General features: G+C 57.3%; 10 protein-coding genes. All 10 read left to right on the top strand.

Annotated elements, in window-relative coordinates; translation table 11 throughout:
* Positions 1–49: 49 nt before the first annotated feature.
* Positions 50–4,996 (top strand): alpha-2-macroglobulin family protein, encoded by a 4,947-nt coding sequence (locus tag GJ746_RS18555; RefSeq protein WP_154681517.1) that lies wholly within the window; start codon positions 50–52, stop codon positions 4,994–4,996.
* Complete coding sequence (pbpC, locus tag GJ746_RS18550; protein WP_154681516.1) at positions 4,997–7,321, top strand: peptidoglycan glycosyltransferase PbpC; 2,325 nt, start codon at positions 4,997–4,999, stop codon at positions 7,319–7,321.
* Between the two features lie 169 nt (positions 7,322–7,490).
* Positions 7,491–7,922, top strand: a complete 432-nt coding sequence (ndk, locus tag GJ746_RS18545; RefSeq protein WP_100683314.1) for a nucleoside-diphosphate kinase — start codon at positions 7,491–7,493, stop codon at positions 7,920–7,922.
* 354 nt (positions 7,923–8,276) lie between these two features.
* Positions 8,277–9,443 carry a bifunctional tRNA (adenosine(37)-C2)-methyltransferase TrmG/ribosomal RNA large subunit methyltransferase RlmN gene (locus GJ746_RS18540; RefSeq protein WP_154681515.1) on the top strand — a complete coding sequence of 389 codons (1,167 nt, stop codon included), beginning with the start codon at positions 8,277–8,279 and terminating at the stop codon, positions 9,441–9,443.
* 274 nt (positions 9,444–9,717) lie between these two features.
* Positions 9,718–10,695 carry a cytoskeleton protein RodZ gene (gene rodZ, locus GJ746_RS18535; protein ID WP_154681514.1) on the top strand — a complete coding sequence of 326 codons (978 nt, stop codon included), beginning with the start codon at positions 9,718–9,720 and terminating at the stop codon, positions 10,693–10,695.
* Positions 10,696–10,721: 26 nt separating this feature from the next.
* The gene (gene ispG, locus GJ746_RS18530) at positions 10,722–11,843 is read left to right on the top strand and encodes a flavodoxin-dependent (E)-4-hydroxy-3-methylbut-2-enyl-diphosphate synthase (RefSeq protein WP_154681513.1); all 1,122 of its coding nucleotides are present in this window, start codon (positions 10,722–10,724) and stop codon (positions 11,841–11,843) included.
* A 91-nt stretch (positions 11,844–11,934) separates the two neighbouring features.
* Complete coding sequence (gene hisS, locus GJ746_RS18525; RefSeq protein WP_154681512.1) at positions 11,935–13,209, top strand: histidine--tRNA ligase; 1,275 nt, start codon at positions 11,935–11,937, stop codon at positions 13,207–13,209.
* Between the two features lie 34 nt (positions 13,210–13,243).
* Positions 13,244–13,864 carry a YfgM family protein gene (locus tag GJ746_RS18520; RefSeq protein ID WP_154681511.1) on the top strand — a complete coding sequence of 207 codons (621 nt, stop codon included), beginning with the start codon at positions 13,244–13,246 and terminating at the stop codon, positions 13,862–13,864.
* Between the two features lie 10 nt (positions 13,865–13,874).
* Positions 13,875–15,053, top strand: coding sequence for an outer membrane protein assembly factor BamB (bamB, locus tag GJ746_RS18515; protein ID WP_154681510.1), 1,179 nt, complete (start codon positions 13,875–13,877; stop codon positions 15,051–15,053).
* 115 nt (positions 15,054–15,168) lie between these two features.
* Positions 15,169–16,647, top strand: coding sequence for a ribosome biogenesis GTPase Der (gene der / locus GJ746_RS18510; RefSeq protein ID WP_154681509.1), 1,479 nt, complete (start codon positions 15,169–15,171; stop codon positions 16,645–16,647).
* The last annotated feature ends 91 nt before the right edge of the window (positions 16,648–16,738 follow it).

Here is a 16,738-nt window from a genome sequence, read left to right as displayed (position 1 = left end):
TAATGTGTTCACTAAATGCATCTGGCCGCAGGGCCGAGGGGTTAGAAGGATGAAACCATTTCGTTTGGCAGCGTTATCTTTGGCGCTACTCACCGCGCTATCGTTAACCGGCTGTGATGACAGCGGTAAACCTCAGGCGACTGCGCCAGCGGCGTCTGCGGCGGTGGAAAAAGAGAGCGCGAAGCCGGATAGCGCTCAGCTGGCGGCGCTGGCGGAAAAAAGCCAGGGTAAAGCGTTAACGCTGCTGGATGCCTCTGAAGTGCAGCTTGACGATGCGTCGACGCTGGTGCTGACCTTCTCTATTCCCCTGCAGCCGGATCAGGACTTCTCCCGCAGCGTACATCTGGTCGATAAAAAGAGCGGCAAAGTTGACGGCGCGTGGGAACTGGCGCCCAATCTTAAAGAGCTGCGGCTCCGCCATCTTGAGCCAAAGCGCGAGCTGATCGTTTCGGTGGATCCCACCCTGGCGGCGCTGAATAAAGCGACGTTTGGCAGCAGCTTTGAAAAAACCATTACCACCCGCGATATCGCCCCGAGCATCGGCTTTGCCAGCCGTGGCTCGCTGCTGCCAGGAAAAGTGGTGGCCGGACTGCCGGTGATGGCGCTGAATGTTGATAACGTCGACGTTAACTTTTTCCGTATCAAACCTGAATCACTTTCGGCCTTCGTCAGCCAGTGGGAATACCGTAATTCGCTGAGCAACTGGGAATCGGACGAGCTGCTGAAGATGGCCGATCTGGTCTACACCGGCCGTTTTGACCTTAATCCCGCGCGCAATACGCGTGAAAAACTGCTGCTGCCGCTGGCGGATATCAAACCTCTTCAGGAGCCTGGCGTCTATATCGCGGTAATGAATCAGGCGGGCCACTACAGCTACAGCAACGCCGCAACCTTGTTCACCCTCAGCGATATCGGCGTGTCAGCGCACCGCTATCACAACCGGCTGGATGTCTTTACTCAGAGCCTGGAAAACGGCGCGGCGCAGTCCGGTATCGATGTTCAGCTACTGAACGCCAAAGGGCAAACCCTGGCCCAGGCGAAAAGCGACGCTCAGGGTCACGTTACGCTGCAAACGGATAAAGACGCAGCGCTGCTGCTGGCGCGTAAGGACGGGCAAACTACGCTACTGGATCTCAAACTGCCGGCGCTGGATCTGGCGGAGTTTTCTATTGCCGGCGCGCCGGGATTCACAAAGCAGCTATTTATGTTTGGCCCGCGGGATCTCTATCGCCCGGGTGAAACAGTGATCCTCAACGCCCTGCTGCGCGATAGCGACGGTAAGCCGCTTCCCGAGCAGCCGGTGAAGCTGGAAGTGGTGCAGCCGGACGGCCAGGTTATTCGTTCAACGGTAAGCAAGCCGGTAAACGGCCTGTACCAGTTTACTTATCCGCTTGATAGCGGCGCGGCGACCGGAATGTGGCACATTCGCGCCAGCACCGGTGATAACCAGCCGCGCGAGTGGGATTTCCACGTCGAAGATTTTATGCCTGAGCGTATGGCGCTGAATCTTACGCCGCAAAGTACGCCCGTTGCGCCCGCTGATGATGTGAACTTTGCCGTAACCGGCGCTTATCTGTACGGCGCACCGGCCAGCGGCAACCAGCTACAGGGTAAACTGTTCCTGCGCCCGCTGCGCGACGCGGTGCCTGCGCTGCCAGGTTTCCAGTTTGGCGATATTGCCGAAGAGAATCTTTCCCGCAGCCTGGATGAGGTGGAGACCACGCTCGATGAGCAAGGTCATGCCGAAATAACTGCCGCCAGCCAGTGGCAGGAGAGCCACTCGCCGCTGCAGGTGATCCTGCAGGCCAGCCTGCTGGAATCCGGCGGTCGTCCGGTTACCCGGAGCGTCAGGCAGCCAATCTGGCCTGCCGATGCGCTACCGGGCATTCGTCCGGAATTCGCTCTGAAAGAGGTTTACGACTATCGCACCGGCAGCACGATTAAGCAGCCGGTGGTGGATGAAAACGGCAACGCCGCTTTTGAAATTGTTTATGCCGATGCCAAAGGCGAGAAGAAAGCGGTCTCCGGGCTGCAGGTGCGGTTGATCCGCGAGCGCCGCGACTACTACTGGAACTGGTCTGATAGCGAAGGCTGGCGGTCGCAGTTCGATCAAAAAGATCTGCAGGAAGGCGAGGAGTCGCTGGATCTTCCTGCCGGGCAAACGGCGAAAGTCAGCTTCCCGGTTGAATGGGGATCCTATCGCCTGGAAGTCAAAGGGCCGGATGATGTCGTCAGCAGCGTGCGCTTCTGGGCCGGTTACAGCTGGCAGGATAACAGCGATGGTCAGGGAGCGGCGCGCCCGGACCGCGTCACCATGAAGCTGGACAAACCGGCCTATAGACCAGGTGATACCATCAAACTGCATATTGCCGCTCCGGCGGCCGGTAAAGGCTATGCGCTGGTGGAGTCGAGCGAAGGGCCGCTATGGTGGCAGGAAATTGACGTTCCGGCGGAGGGGATGGACCTGTCGATTCCGGTGGATAAAGCCTGGAATCGCCACGATCTGTATCTCAGTACTCTGGTGATTCGTCCCGGGGATAAATCCCGCTCCGCGACGCCAAAACGGGCGGTGGGTCTGCTGCATTTGCCGCTCGGCGACGAAAACCGTCGTCTGAATCTGGCGCTGGAGGCGCCGGCTAAAATGCGCCCGAACCAGCCGCTGACGGTGAAGGTTAAGGCCAGCGTCAAAGATGGCGAGACGCCAAAGCAGGTTAACGTTCTGCTCTCCGCTGTGGATAGCGGCGTACTGAATATCACCGACTACGCGACGCCGGATCCGTGGAACGCTTTCTTTGGTCAAAAACGCTACGGAGCGGATATCTACGACATCTATGGTCAGGTGATTGAAGGGCAGGGAAGACTCGCGGGGCTGCGCTTCGGCGGCGACGGCGATGAACTCAAGCGCGGCGGCAAACCGCCGGTTAATCACGTGACGATTATCGCCCAGCAGGCGCAGCCGGTAGCGCTGGATGAGAAAGGCGAAGGGGCGGTCACCCTGCCAATCGGCGATTTTAACGGCGAACTGCGGGTCATGGCCCAGGCGTGGACCGCGGATGATTTTGGCAGCAGCGAAGAGAAAGTCATCGTTGCCGCGCCGGTAATTGCCGAGCTGAATATGCCGCGTTTCCTCGCCAGCGGAGACACGACACGTCTGGCGCTGGATCTCAGCAACCTGACCGACAAGCCGCAAACGCTCAACGTTGCGCTGGCCGCCAGCGGCCTGCTCCAGCTGGAAGGTGGCGAAATACCGCCGGTACAGCTGGCACCCGGCGCGCGCAGTACTCTGTTTGTGCCCGTTCGTGCCCACCAGGGCTTTGGCGACGGTCAGCTAAATGCCACTATCAGCGGCCTGAACCTGCCGGGGGAAACCTTCGCGCCGATGCAGAAACAGTGGAAGCTGGGCGTGCGTCCGGCGTTCCCGGCACAGACAGTGAATTCCGGTGCCGTCCTGCAGCCGGGTGAAAGCTGGCAGGCTGCGGCTGAGCAAAGCCAGGGTTTCTCCCCGGCGACGCTGCAAGGACAGCTGGTATTCAGCGGCAAGCCGCCGCTTAACCTGGCGCGCTACATTCGCGAGCTCAAAGCTTATCCTTATGGCTGCCTGGAACAGACAACCAGCGGGCTGTTCCCGTCGCTCTACACCAACGCAGCCCAGCTAAAAGCGCTGGGCATCAGCGGCGATAGCGATGAGAAACGACGCGCGGCGGTGGATATCGGCATTTCTCGCCTGCTGCAAATGCAGCGCGATAATGGCGGTTTCGCCCTGTGGGATAAAGAAGGGCCGGAAGAGTACTGGCTGAGCGCCTACGCGATGGACTTCCTCGTGCGCGCGGGCGAACAGGGCTACAGCGTACCGGCTAACGCCGTCAACAACGGTAACCAGCGGCTGCTGCGCTATTTACAGGAGCCGGGTCTGATGACCGTTCGCTACAGCGATGATGCCCAGGCCAGCCGTTTTGCCGCCCAGGCCTACGCCGCGCTGGTGCTGGCGCGGCAGCAGAAAGCGCCGCTCGGCGCGCTGCGCGAAATCTGGAGCCGCCATGACCAGGCGCGTTCCGGCCTGCCGCTGCTGCAGCTGGGCATTGCCATGAAATTGATGGGCGATGCGCCGCGCGGGGATGAAGCCCTGAGGCTGGCAATGGCGACACCGCGGCAGGATACGAACCGCTGGCTTGGAGACTACGGTAGCGAGCTGCGCGACGACGCGCTGAAGCTGGCGCTGCTGGAGGAGAACAAGCTGCTGCCGGAAGCGCAAAATATCCTGCTCAGTAACCTGGCGGATGAAGCCTACGGGCAGCGCTGGCTCTCGACCCAGGAGAGCAACGCTCTCTTCCTCGCCGGGCGCACGTTGCAGGATCTTCCCGGCAGCTGGCAGGCGCAAACTTCGCTGCAGGGCGAACCGCTTTCCGGCGAGAAAGCGCAAACCCGCAACCTGACCGGCGATCAGCTGGCTGCGCTGCAGGTAACCAACACCGGCCAGCAGCCGCTCTGGCTTCGTCTCGACAGCAGCGGATACCCGCAGGTCGCACCGCAACCTGGGGGGAACGTACTGGGGATTGAACGGCAAATTTTCGATACCCATGGCCAGCAGAAATCGCTCTCTTCGCTGCGCAGCGGCGAACTGGTGTTGGTGAAGCTGGAAGTCACGGCCAAACGTAACGTGCCGGACGCGCTGGTGGTGGATTTACTTCCGGCGGGGCTGGAGCTGGAAAACCAGAATCTGGCCAACAGCAGCGCCAGCCTGCAGGAAAACGGTGAAGTGGTGCAGAATCTGCTCAACCAGATGCAGCAGGCGGATATCCAGCACCTTGAGTTTCGCGACGATCGCTTTGTGGCCGCAGTGGCTATTAATGAAGGCCAGCCGGTGACGCTGGTGTATCTGGCGCGCGCGGTAACGCCGGGCACTTATCAGGTACCGCAGCCGCAGGTGGAGTCGATGTACGTACCGCAGTGGCGGGCAACCGGTGCGGCCAGCGGCCCGCTAACCGTTACCCCGTAAATGCGGATATTGAGGCGCATACAACGCCGCTGGCGCTGGCTGGCGGCGTTTGTTTTTCTGCTGTGGTTGGCTGTTCTGGCTGCCGACCGGCTATGGCCGCTGCCGCTGCATGAGGTCGCCCCTGCCAGAGTAGTGGTGGCGGAAGACGGGACGCCGCTATGGCGCTTTGCCGATGCGCAGGGCGTCTGGCGCTATCCGGTAACCCTTGCTGACGTGTCGCCACGCTATTTACAGGCGCTGATCCACTATGAGGACCGCTGGTTCTGGGATCATCCCGGCGTAAATCCTTTCGCAATCGTTCGCGCCGCCTGGCAGGATCTGACTTCCGGGAGAGTGATCTCCGGAGGCAGTACCCTGACCATGCAGGTTGCGCGTCTGCTCGATCCACATCCTCGCACCTTCGGCGGCAAGCTGCGTCAGCTTTGGCGTGCGCTGCAGCTGGAGTGGCATCTGTCAAAAAGCGAGATCCTCACGCTGTATCTCAACCGGGCGCCGTTCGGCGGCACGCTGCAGGGGATCGGCGCGGCCAGCTGGGCATACCTGGGTAAGCCGCCCGCCAGGCTAAGCTATGGCGAAGCGGCGCTGCTGGCGGTGCTACCGCAGGCGCCGAGCCGTCTGCGTCCGGACCGCTGGCCCGAGCGGGCGCAGGCGGCGCGCGATAAAGTGCTGCTACGTATGGAAAATCAGGGCGTGTGGCCAAAAAAACCGGTACACGAAGCTATCGAAGAGCCCGTCTGGCTGTTTCCACGGCAGATGCCACAGCTGGCGCCGCTGTTTTCCCGCCGCGCGCTGGCGAGCAGTCGTGAAGAGAAGGTGGTGACGACGCTGGATGCCGGTCTGCAGCGACAGCTGGAAGACCTGGCGCTGAACTGGAAATCGCGTCTGCCGCCGCGCAGTTCGCTGGCGATGGTGGTGGTCGACCATACCAATATGAAAGTACGCGGCTGGGTAGGATCGGCGGATATTAGCGATGATAGTCGCTTTGGCCATATTGATATGGTATCGGCGATCCGCTCTCCCGGCTCGGTACTGAAGCCGTTTGTCTACGGTATGGCGCTGGATGAAGGACTGATCCATCCAGCCTCATTATTGCAGGATGTTCCGCGACGCTTTAGCGACTACCGGCCGGGCAACTTTGACAGCGGTTTTCACGGGCCGGTGAGCGCCAGCGATGCGCTGGTTCGCTCGCTAAATCTTCCAGCGGTGCAGGTGCTGGAGGCCTATGGACCGAAGCGTTTTGCCGCCAGGCTGCGTAATGCCGGATTGCCGCTGATGCTGCCCGCCGGCGCGGAACCGAATCTGTCGCTGATCCTCGGCGGCGGTGGCGCGCGTCTGGCGGATATTGTGGCGGCATACAGCGCATTCGCCCGTCACGGTAAGGCGGCGCAATTGCGCATCACCCCGGACTCTTCGCTAGTGGAAAGACCGCTGCTGTCGCCAGGTTCAGCCTGGATCGTGCGGCGCATTCTGGCCGGTGAAGCGCAGCCGGTTCCCGATGCCTCGCTGGTGCAGGTGGTGCCGCTGGCGTGGAAAACCGGTACCAGCTACGGCTATCGCGATGCCTGGGCGATTGGCGTTAACGCCCGCTATCTGATTGGTATCTGGACCGGACGACCCGATGGAACGCCGGTCGTCGGGCAGTTTGGATTCGCCAGCGCGGTACCGTTGCTGAATCAGGTGAATAATATGCTGCTGGCGCGACCGGCAATGAGCCGCGGCGGATTGCCCGCCGATCCTCGTCCGTCATCGGTTAGCGCCGGGACCATTTGCTGGCCGGGAGGGCAGAATTTACCGGCGGGCGACGCGAATTGCCGCCGACGGCTGGCAACCTGGCTACTCGATGACAGCCAGCCGCCGACTCTGCTCCTGCCCGGGCAGGAAGGCGTTCGCGGGATTCGCTTCCCGGTATGGCTGAATCAACAAGGTTTACGGGTGGCGGCTGATTGCCCCGGCGCGGTGGAGAAAAGGCTCGACGTCTGGCCGCTGCCGCTTGAACCCTGGCTACCCGCAGGCGAACGGCGTCGCGTCAGGGTGCCTCCGGTTTCGCTGGCGTGTCCGCCGGTGCAAACTGCGGATGCCGCACCGCTGATACTCTCAGGCGTTCGCGAGGGCGCGGTAGTTAAACGCCTTCCCGGCGAGCGGAAGGTGATGCTGCCCCTGCAAACGACCGGCGGGGAAGGGCGACGCTGGTGGTTTTTGAACGGCGAAGCGCTGCTGGCGGAAGGAGCCAGCACCACTCTTAGCCTGGAACGCCCTGATGGTTATCAAGTGGTGGTGATGGATGAGGCAGGGCAGATTGTTGCCGTGAATTTCACCGTGCAATAAGCGGCTCTGTCATTGATTGCGCTGATTTGTTGTTTAAGGTCGCTTTTTTTTAAAAAAATGTTACCTAAACACATAGGCAACCGCCTTAGATGATGATTATAATTCGCGCCGTATTTATCAGTCTTATCTGCTCATCTGCAAAACAGAACAACATATATAAGAGGTTATCATGGCTATTGAACGTACTTTTTCCATCATCAAACCAAACGCGGTGGCAAAAAACGTTATTGGCGGCATCTTTTCTCGCTTTGAAGCTGCAGGGTTCAAAATTGTTGGCACCAAAATGCTGCATCTGACCGTTGAGCAGGCTCGCGGCTTCTATGCTGAGCACGAAGGCCGCCCATTCTTTGATGGTCTGGTTGAATTTATGACTTCCGGTCCGATCGTGGTTTCCGTACTGGAAGGCGAAAACGCGGTTCAGCGTCATCGCGATCTGCTGGGCGCAACCAACCCGGACAACGCGCTGGCCGGTACCCTGCGCGCTGACTACGCTGACAGCTTCACCGAGAACGGCACCCACGGTTCCGACTCAGTTGAATCTGCTGCGCGCGAAATCGCTTTCTTCTTCGCTGAAGGCGAGGTTTGCCCGCGTACCCGCTAATCTCCCGCGTCTTTCACGCCACCGCTTTGTTGGCTTCATTCGCGTACCCCGGTCACATAGCTATCTATGCTTCCGGGGATTTGCGAACTCGCCGCCTCGCCGTGACGTAAAATACTTTGGAGATACCCATCCTCGTCGTCTTTCTGACCGTCGCGGTGTTGGCTGCGTGCGTTCACCCCGGTCACGAGGAGCTGCCTGGCAGTTACAGATTTTTTCATCATTGCTGCGTGCAGACGTAGTATTGATGGGCCAGAATTTGTAGAATACAGCGCCCCGGACGAGCAGTCGCTCCCGGGGCGTTTCTTTTCAACCCTCCAGGGGCCATAACGTGTAATAACGAGGCCGGAATCAATTATGTCTGAACAAATAGTCACACCTGATAGCGCCGCTCTGACGGTGCCGAACAAAGATGCCAAAATCAACCTGCTGGATCTGAACCGTCAGCAGATGCGCGAGTTTTTTAAAAACATGGGCGAAAAGCCTTTCCGCGCCGATCAGGTGATGAAATGGATGTATCACTACTGCTGCGATAACTTTGATGAGATGACCGACATCAACAAAGTTCTGCGCGGTAAATTAAAGGAAGTCGCGGAGATACGCGCGCCGGAAGTTGTTGAAGAGCAGCGCTCCAGCGACGGCACCATCAAATGGGCGATTGCCGTTGGCGATCAGCGCGTTGAGACCGTATATATCCCGGAAGAGGATCGCGCTACCCTGTGCGTCTCTTCGCAGGTTGGCTGCGCGCTGGAGTGTAAATTCTGCTCGACGGCGCAGCAGGGCTTTAACCGCAACCTGCGGGTTTCGGAAATTATCGGCCAGGTCTGGCGCGCGGCGAAAATCGTCGGCGCGGTGAAAACCACCGGCGTACGTCCGATTACCAACGTTGTGATGATGGGAATGGGCGAGCCGCTGTTGAACCTGAACAATGTGGTTCCGGCGATGGAAATCATGCTTGATGATTTCGGCTTTGGTCTTTCCAAACGTCGCGTCACGCTCTCCACTTCCGGCGTGGTGCCAGCGCTTGATAAGCTTGGCGATATGATTGACGTCGCGCTGGCTATCTCCCTGCACGCGCCGAACGATACCATTCGCGACGAAATCGTGCCGATCAACAAGAAATACAATATCGAGACCTTCCTGAACTCGGTGCGTGGCTATATTTCGAAGTCCAACGCCAACCAGGGCCGCGTCACTATCGAATACGTCATGCTGGACCACGTTAATGACGGCACCGAACATGCCCACGAGCTGGCTGCGCTGCTTAAGGACACGCCGTGCAAGATTAACCTGATCCCATGGAACCCCTTCCCGGGCGCGCCGTATGGCCGTAGCTCCAACAGCCGTATCGACCGTTTCTCCAAGGTTCTGATGGAGTATGGTTTTACCACGATTGTGCGTAAAACTCGCGGTGACGATATTGACGCTGCCTGCGGTCAGCTGGCCGGCGACGTAATCGACCGTACCAAGCGTACGCTGCGTAAACGTATGCAGGGCGAAGCGATCGACGTTAAGGCTGTCTGATAAATGATGCGGCGCACAGCCCTGGACGTGCGTTGCATATTTATGTTGAATGGCCGGGCGAAATACGCTGTTCTGGTTAATAATTACGGTGCGTTTTTGTCGACTTTGAGGCAGTATGTAGCGGTACAACAACCGCTTAGCACTCAATATTGATAAGTCTCTGTGATACCAGGTCATACCGACTTATACTGTTTGTCTGACGTTGAGCAGATGTCTCGCGGCGCGGGGTTACCGGCGCTGAATTTTAAATTTCACGTACCAGTAGTTGTAGCGAATGAATACTGAAGCCACTCAAGACCATCAAGAAGCAAATACCACGGGCGCGCGTCTGCGTAATGCCCGCGAACAACTCGGGCTCAGCCAGCAAGCGGTGGCTGAACGTTTATGCCTGAAGGTTTCCACGGTTCGTGATATTGAAGACGATAAGGCACCCGCCGATCTTGCTTCAACCTTCCTGCGCGGCTATATCCGCTCCTATGCTCGCCTTGTGCACATTCCTGAAGAAGAGCTGCTGCCGATGATGGCGAAGCAGGCTCCGATTCGGGCGGCGAAAGTTGCGCCGATGCAAAGCTTCTCGCTGGGTAAGCGTCGCAAAAAGCGCGACGGCTGGCTGATGAGCTTTACCTGGCTGGTGCTGTTTGTGGTGATTGGCCTCAGCGGCGCCTGGTGGTGGCAGGATCACAAAGCGCAGCAGGACGAGATCTCCAGCATGGCCGACCAGTCCTCCGCTGAGCTGAATTCCGGAGATAGCAACAGTCAAAGTATTCCACTGAATACTCAATCTTCCACTTCGGTACCGGATACGGCAGCTAACAGCGCGCCCGTAGAGGCTCCTGCGGCGCCAGCGGCATCGACGCCAGCGCCGGTTGATAATAACGCCGTTGTCGCGCCTTCTCAGGCAAACGTCGATACGGCGGCCACTCAGGCGCTTGCAAATCCAGCGTTACCGTTACCGACCGATCAGGCAAACGTGACCGCTACGGCGGCTTCTGCGCAGGATCTGGTGATGAACTTTACCGCCGACTGCTGGCTGGAAGTGAGCGATGCGACCGGCAAAAAACTGTTTAGCGGTTTACAGCGTAAAGGCGGGAATCTCAATCTGAGCGGCCAGGCACCCTATAAACTGAAAATCGGTGCGCCGGCAGCGGTAGAGATTCAGTATCTGGGTAAACCAGTCGATTTGAGTCGTTTTATCAGAACTAACCAGGTTGCGCGTCTGACCCTGAATGCCGAACAATCACCGGCGCAGTAACAGACGGGTAACGCGGGAGATTTTTCATGCATAACCAGGCTCCGATTCAACGTAGAAAATCAAAACGAATTTACGTTGGGAATGTGCCGATTGGCGATGGTGCCCCCATCGCCGTACAGTCGATGACAAACACGCGCACCACCGATGTGGCGGCGACGGTAAATCAAATTAAAGCTCTGGAGCGCGTCGGCGCGGATATCGTGCGCGTTTCGGTGCCAACGATGGATGCAGCAGAAGCGTTTAAGCTTATTAAACAGCAGGTTGACGTACCGCTGGTTGCCGATATCCACTTCGATTACCGCATTGCGCTGAAAGTTGCGGAATACGGGGTTGATTGCCTGCGTATTAATCCAGGTAATATCGGTAACGAAGAGCGCATCCGCATGGTAGTTGACTGCGCTCGTGACAAAAATATCCCTATCCGTATTGGTGTGAACGCCGGTTCTCTGGAAAAAGATCTCCAGGAAAAATACGGTGAGCCCACGCCTCAAGCGCTGCTGGAATCGGCAATGCGCCATGTCGATCACCTCGATCGTCTCAATTTTGATCAGTTTAAAGTCAGCGTAAAAGCGTCCGATGTTTTCCTGGCGGTGGAGTCCTACCGCCTGCTGGCGAAACAGATCGATCAACCTCTGCACCTGGGGATCACCGAAGCGGGCGGCGCGCGCAGCGGCGCGGTGAAGTCAGCGATCGGCCTCGGGTTACTGCTATCTGAAGGGATCGGCGATACTCTGCGCGTTTCTCTGGCAGCGGATCCGGTTGAAGAGATCAAAGTTGGTTTCGATATTCTCAAATCGCTGCGTATCCGCTCTCGCGGGATCAACTTTATTGCCTGTCCGACCTGTTCACGTCAGGAGTTTGACGTTATCGGTACCGTTAACGCGCTCGAGCAGCGTCTGGAAGATATCATCACGCCGATGGATGTTTCGATCATTGGCTGCGTGGTGAATGGCCCAGGCGAGGCGCTGGTTTCGACGCTCGGCGTGACCGGCGGCAATAAAAAAAGCGGGCTGTATGAAGATGGCGTACGTAAAGACCGACTGGATAACGACGATATGATCGATCAGCTGGAGGCGCGGATTCGTGCTAAAGCATCGATTCTCGATGAGGCTCGTCGCATCGATATTCAGCAGGTTGAAGCGAAATAACGTGTTGGGAAGCGATACGCTTCCCGTGTATGATTGAACCTGCGGGCGCAAGGCGCCGGGGTTCATTTTTGTATATATAAAGAGAATAAACGTGGCAAAGAACATTCAAGCCATCCGAGGCATGAACGATTATCTGCCGGGCGAAACCGCTCTCTGGCAGCGCATTGAAGGCTCACTGAAGCAGGTGCTTGGTAGCTACGGTTACAGCGAAATCCGTATGCCGATTGTAGAGCAGACCCCGTTATTCAAACGCGCTATCGGTGAAGTGACCGACGTGGTTGAAAAAGAGATGTATACCTTTGAGGACCGCAACGGCGATAGCCTGACTTTGCGCCCTGAAGGCACTGCTGGCTGCGTACGCGCCGGTATCGAACATGGTCTCCTGTACAATCAAGAACAGCGTCTGTGGTACATTGGGCCGATGTTCCGCCACGAGCGTCCGCAGAAAGGGCGCTATCGTCAGTTTCACCAGATTGGCGCGGAAGCGTTTGGTCTGCAGGGGCCGGATATCGATGCCGAGCTGATTATGCTTACCGCCCGCTGGTGGCGTGAACTGGGTATTTCCGACCATGTTGCGCTGGAGCTGAACTCTATCGGTTCGCTGGAAGCTCGCGCCAGCTATCGTGATGCGCTGGTGGCTTATCTTGAGCAGTTTAAAGATAAGCTGGACGAAGACTGCAAACGCCGCATGTACACCAACCCGCTGCGCGTGCTGGATTCTAAAAACCCGGATGTACAGGCGCTTCTGAACGACGCTCCGACGCTGGGCGATTATCTTGATGAAGAGTCGAAAGCGCACTTCGCCGGGCTTTGCGCGCTGCTGGACGATGCCGATATCCGCTATACCGTGAACCAGCGTCTGGTGCGCGGTCTCGACTATTACAACCGCACCGTGTTTGAGTGGGTAACCACCAGCCTCGGTTCTCAGGGCACCGTCTGCGCCGGGGGCCGTTATGATGGTCTGGTTGAGCAGCTTGGCGGCCGCGCAACGCCTGGCGTAGGTTTTGCGATGGGGCTGGAACGTCTTGTTTTACTGGTTCAGGCAGTGAATCCGGAATTTAAAGCCGATCCTGTTGTCGATATATACCTGGTAGCCTCCGGAACTGACACCCAGTCCGCAGCAATGCGTCTGGCTGAGCAGGTACGCGATGCGTTGCCCGGCGTTAAGCTGATGACCAACCAGGGCGGCGGCAACTTTAAGAAGCAGTTTGCCCGCGCCGATAAATGGGGCGCTAGCGTCGCGCTGGTGCTGGGCGAATCAGAAATCGCTGACGGAAACGTGGTAGTGAAAGATTTACGCTCAGGTGAGCAAACTACCGTAACGCAGGATAGCGTTGCCGCGCATTTGCGCACACTTCTGGGTTAATCTCCCGGGAATCATTAGTCAGGAGAAGGACTGCGTGGAAATTTACAATAACGAAAACGATCAGGTCGATGCGCTAAAGCGTTTCTTTGCTGAAAATGGCAAAGCGCTGGCCGTCGGGGTGATTTTGGGCGTTGGCGCACTGGTTGGCTGGCGCTACTGGACTTCCCATCAGCTGGATACCGCCAGGGGCTCGTCTCTGGCTTATGAAAATGCGATTTCCGCGCTCAAATCGGATAAACCGGAAGCGCTGAACGCTGCACAGAAGTTTGCCGCTGATAGCAAAAACACCTATGGTGCGTTTGCTTCACTTGAGCTGGCGCAGCAGTTTGTGGATAAAAACGACCTGCAGAACGCTGAAAAGCAGCTTCAGCAGGGGTTGGCTGCCGCATCTGATGATAACCTGAAATCGGTTATCAATATGCGTCTTGCCCGCGTACAGCTGCAGCTTAAGCAACCTGATGCTGCGCTGAAAACACTGGATGCCGTGAAAGGCGAAGGCTGGACCGCGATTGTCGCCGACCTGCGCGGCGAGATCCTGCTGAGCAAAGGCGATAAGCAAGGGGCTAAAGCTGCATGGGAAGCGGGTGCGAAAAGCGATGCTTCACCGGCGCTCAGCGAAATGATGCGTATGAAAATAAATAATTTGTCCATCTGAGAGGGACTCGATGCAATTGCGTAAATTACTTTTGCCAGGGCTGCTTTCCGTTACCTTATTGAGCGGTTGTTCGTTGTTTAACAGCGAAGAAGATGTGGTGAAAATGTCGCCACTGCCGACGGTGGAAAACCAGTTTACGCCGTCCACGTCCTGGAGCACCTCTGTTGGCGGCGGTATTGGCGAATTCTACTCTAACCTGCACCCGGCTTTTGCTGATGGCGTTGTGTATGCCGCCGATCGTAAAGGCACCGTTAAAGCCCTGAATTCAGGCGACGGTAAAGAGGTATGGTCGGTTAATCTCGCAGAGAAAGACGGCTGGTTCTCACGTGCGCCTGCGTTGCTTTCCGGCGGTGTGACCGTTTCCGGCGGCCACGTGTATATCGGTAGCGAAAAAGCGAAAGTCTACGCGCTGAACACCAGCGACGGTAGCGTCGCGTGGGAAGCTAGCGTGGCGGGTGAGGCGATTTCTCGTCCGGTTGTAAGCGACGGAATGGTGCTGATCCATACCACCAACGGCCAGCTGCAGGCGCTGAATGAGGCCGACGGTGCGGTGAAATGGACCGTTAACCTCGATATGCCTGCGCTCTCCTTACGTGGTGAATCCGCTCCGGCTACTGCCTACGGCGCAGCTATCGTGGGCGGCGACAACGGCCGTGTCAGCGCGGTGCTGATGCAGCAGGGGCAGATGATTTGGCAGCAGCGTATCTCTACCGCTACCGGCCCGACTGAAATCGATCGTCTTAACGACGTTGATACCACGCCGGTTATAGTTAACGGAGTAATTTATGCGCTGGCCTATAACGGTAATCTGACCGCTCTGGATCTGCGCAGCGGCCAGATCATGTGGAAACGTGAGCTGGGTTCAGTGAACGATTTCATCGTCGATGGTAACCGTATTTATATGGTCGACCAGAGCGATCGTCTGCTGGCGTTAACTACCGATGGCGGCGTGACGCTTTGGACGCAAAGCGATCTGCTGCATCGTCTGTTGACGGCTCCGGTGCTGTATAATGGCAACCTGGTTGTCGGTGATAGCGAAGGCTATCTGCACTGGGTTAACCCGGAAGACGGTCACTTTGTCGCTCAGCAGAAGGTGGACAGCTCTGGCTTCCTGACCGATCCGGTTGTCGCGGACGGCAAACTGCTGATTCAGGCTAAAGACGGCACGCTGTACGCTATTACGCGTTAACGACTGCGGTAGTCTATTTTTGAGAAACGGCCCCTGGCAGACAGGGGCCGTTTTGGCTTTTTAAAAAACGCCGTGAAACGTGGCGTTGTATCGATTTTAGTATGAGGCATTTAACATGATACCTGTGGTCGCGCTTGTCGGGCGCCCTAACGTTGGAAAATCCACGCTCTTCAACCGCTTAACGCGCACTCGTGATGCGTTGGTCGCGGATTTTCCGGGGCTGACTCGTGACCGTAAGTACGGTCGTGCTGAAGTTGAAGGCCGCGAATTTATCTGTATCGATACCGGCGGGATCGACGGTACCGAGGATGGCGTAGAAACGCGTATGGCGGAGCAGTCGCTGCTGGCAATCGAAGAAGCGGACGTTGTGCTGTTTATGGTTGATGCGCGCGCGGGCCTGATGCCTGCGGACTCTGCAATTGCAAAGCATCTGCGTTCACGTGAAAAGCCGACCTTCCTGGTGGCAAACAAAACTGACGGCATCGACGCCGATCAGGCGATCGCCGATTTTTGGTCGCTGGGGTTAGGTGATATTTATCCAATTGCCGCTTCACACGGCCGCGGCGTTACCAGCCTGCTGGAACACGTGCTGCTGCCGTGGGTTGACGAGGTCAACCCGCCGGAAGAGGTCGACGAAGAGGCGGCATACTGGGCGCAGTTTGAAGCCGAACAGAACGGCGAAGAAATTGAAGAGCCGGAAGATGATTTTAACCCACAGGATTTGCCGATTAAGCTGGCGATAGTGGGCCGTCCGAACGTAGGTAAATCCACCCTCACCAACCGTATTCTGGGTGAAGATCGCGTTGTGGTTTACGATATGCCGGGAACCACCCGCGACAGTATCTATATCCCGATGCAGCGCGATGAGCGTGAATACGTACTTATTGATACCGCGGGCGTGCGTAAACGCGGCAAGATTACCGATGTCGTAGAGAAATTTTCAGTAATTAAAACGCTGCAGGCGATTGAAGACGCTAACGTCGTGCTGCTGGTGATTGATGCACGTGAAGGGATTTCCGACCAGGATCTCTCCCTGCTGGGCTTTATCCTCAACAGTGGCCGCTCGCTGGTGATCGTCGTCAACAAATGGGACGGTTTGAGCCAGGAAGTGAAAGAGCAGGTGAAAGAGACTCTGGACTATCGTCTGGGCTTTATCGACTTTGCCCGCGTGCACTTTATCTCCGCACTGCACGGCAGCGGCGTAGGCAACCTGTTTGAATCCGTGCGCGAAGCGTACGACAGCGCAACCCGTCGCGTGGGGACCGCTATGCTGACCCGCATCATGACCATGGCTGCCGAAGACCATCAGCCGCCGCTGGTGCGCGGCCGTCGCGTGAAGCTGAAATATGCCCATGCCGGGGGTTATAACCCACCGATCGTGGTTATTCACGGTAACCAGGTCAAAGACCTACCGGATTCTTACAAACGTTACCTGATGAACTACTTCCGTAAATCTCTGGAAGTGATGGGCACGCCGATTCGTATTCAGTTCAAGGAAGGGGAAAACCCGTTTGCCAACAAACGCAACACCCTGACGCCGAACCAGATGCGTAAGCGTAAGCGCCTGATCAAACATATCAAGAAAAGCAAATAAGCTATTCGCCCTGGTAAAATTCTGAAGCCCGCCTCTGACCGCGGGCTTTTTATTTCTCAGGATTGGCAAATTGCTGATTAACAATAAACCT

Origin of the sequence: Klebsiella oxytoca, assembly GCF_009707385.1 — a bacterium.
Taxonomy (GTDB): domain Bacteria; phylum Pseudomonadota; class Gammaproteobacteria; order Enterobacterales; family Enterobacteriaceae; genus Klebsiella; species Klebsiella oxytoca_C.
Note: the sequence above shows the minus strand (reverse complement) of the source record. Positions and strands in the feature narration are given on the sequence as shown.

Coding starts and splice junctions, on each gene's coding strand:
- rodZ (WP_154681514.1), top strand. CDS start 9,718: ATGAATACTGAAGCCACTCAAGACCATCAAGAAGCAAATACCACGGGC.
- GJ746_RS18540 (WP_154681515.1), top strand. CDS start 8,277: ATGTCTGAACAAATAGTCACACCTGATAGCGCCGCTCTGACGGTGCCG.
- bamB (WP_154681510.1), top strand. CDS start 13,875: ATGCAATTGCGTAAATTACTTTTGCCAGGGCTGCTTTCCGTTACCTTA.
- der (WP_154681509.1), top strand. CDS start 15,169: ATGATACCTGTGGTCGCGCTTGTCGGGCGCCCTAACGTTGGAAAATCC.
- GJ746_RS18555 (WP_154681517.1), top strand. CDS start 50: ATGAAACCATTTCGTTTGGCAGCGTTATCTTTGGCGCTACTCACCGCG.
- ndk (WP_100683314.1), top strand. CDS start 7,491: ATGGCTATTGAACGTACTTTTTCCATCATCAAACCAAACGCGGTGGCA.
- pbpC (WP_154681516.1), top strand. CDS start 4,997: ATGCGGATATTGAGGCGCATACAACGCCGCTGGCGCTGGCTGGCGGCG.
- ispG (WP_154681513.1), top strand. CDS start 10,722: ATGCATAACCAGGCTCCGATTCAACGTAGAAAATCAAAACGAATTTAC.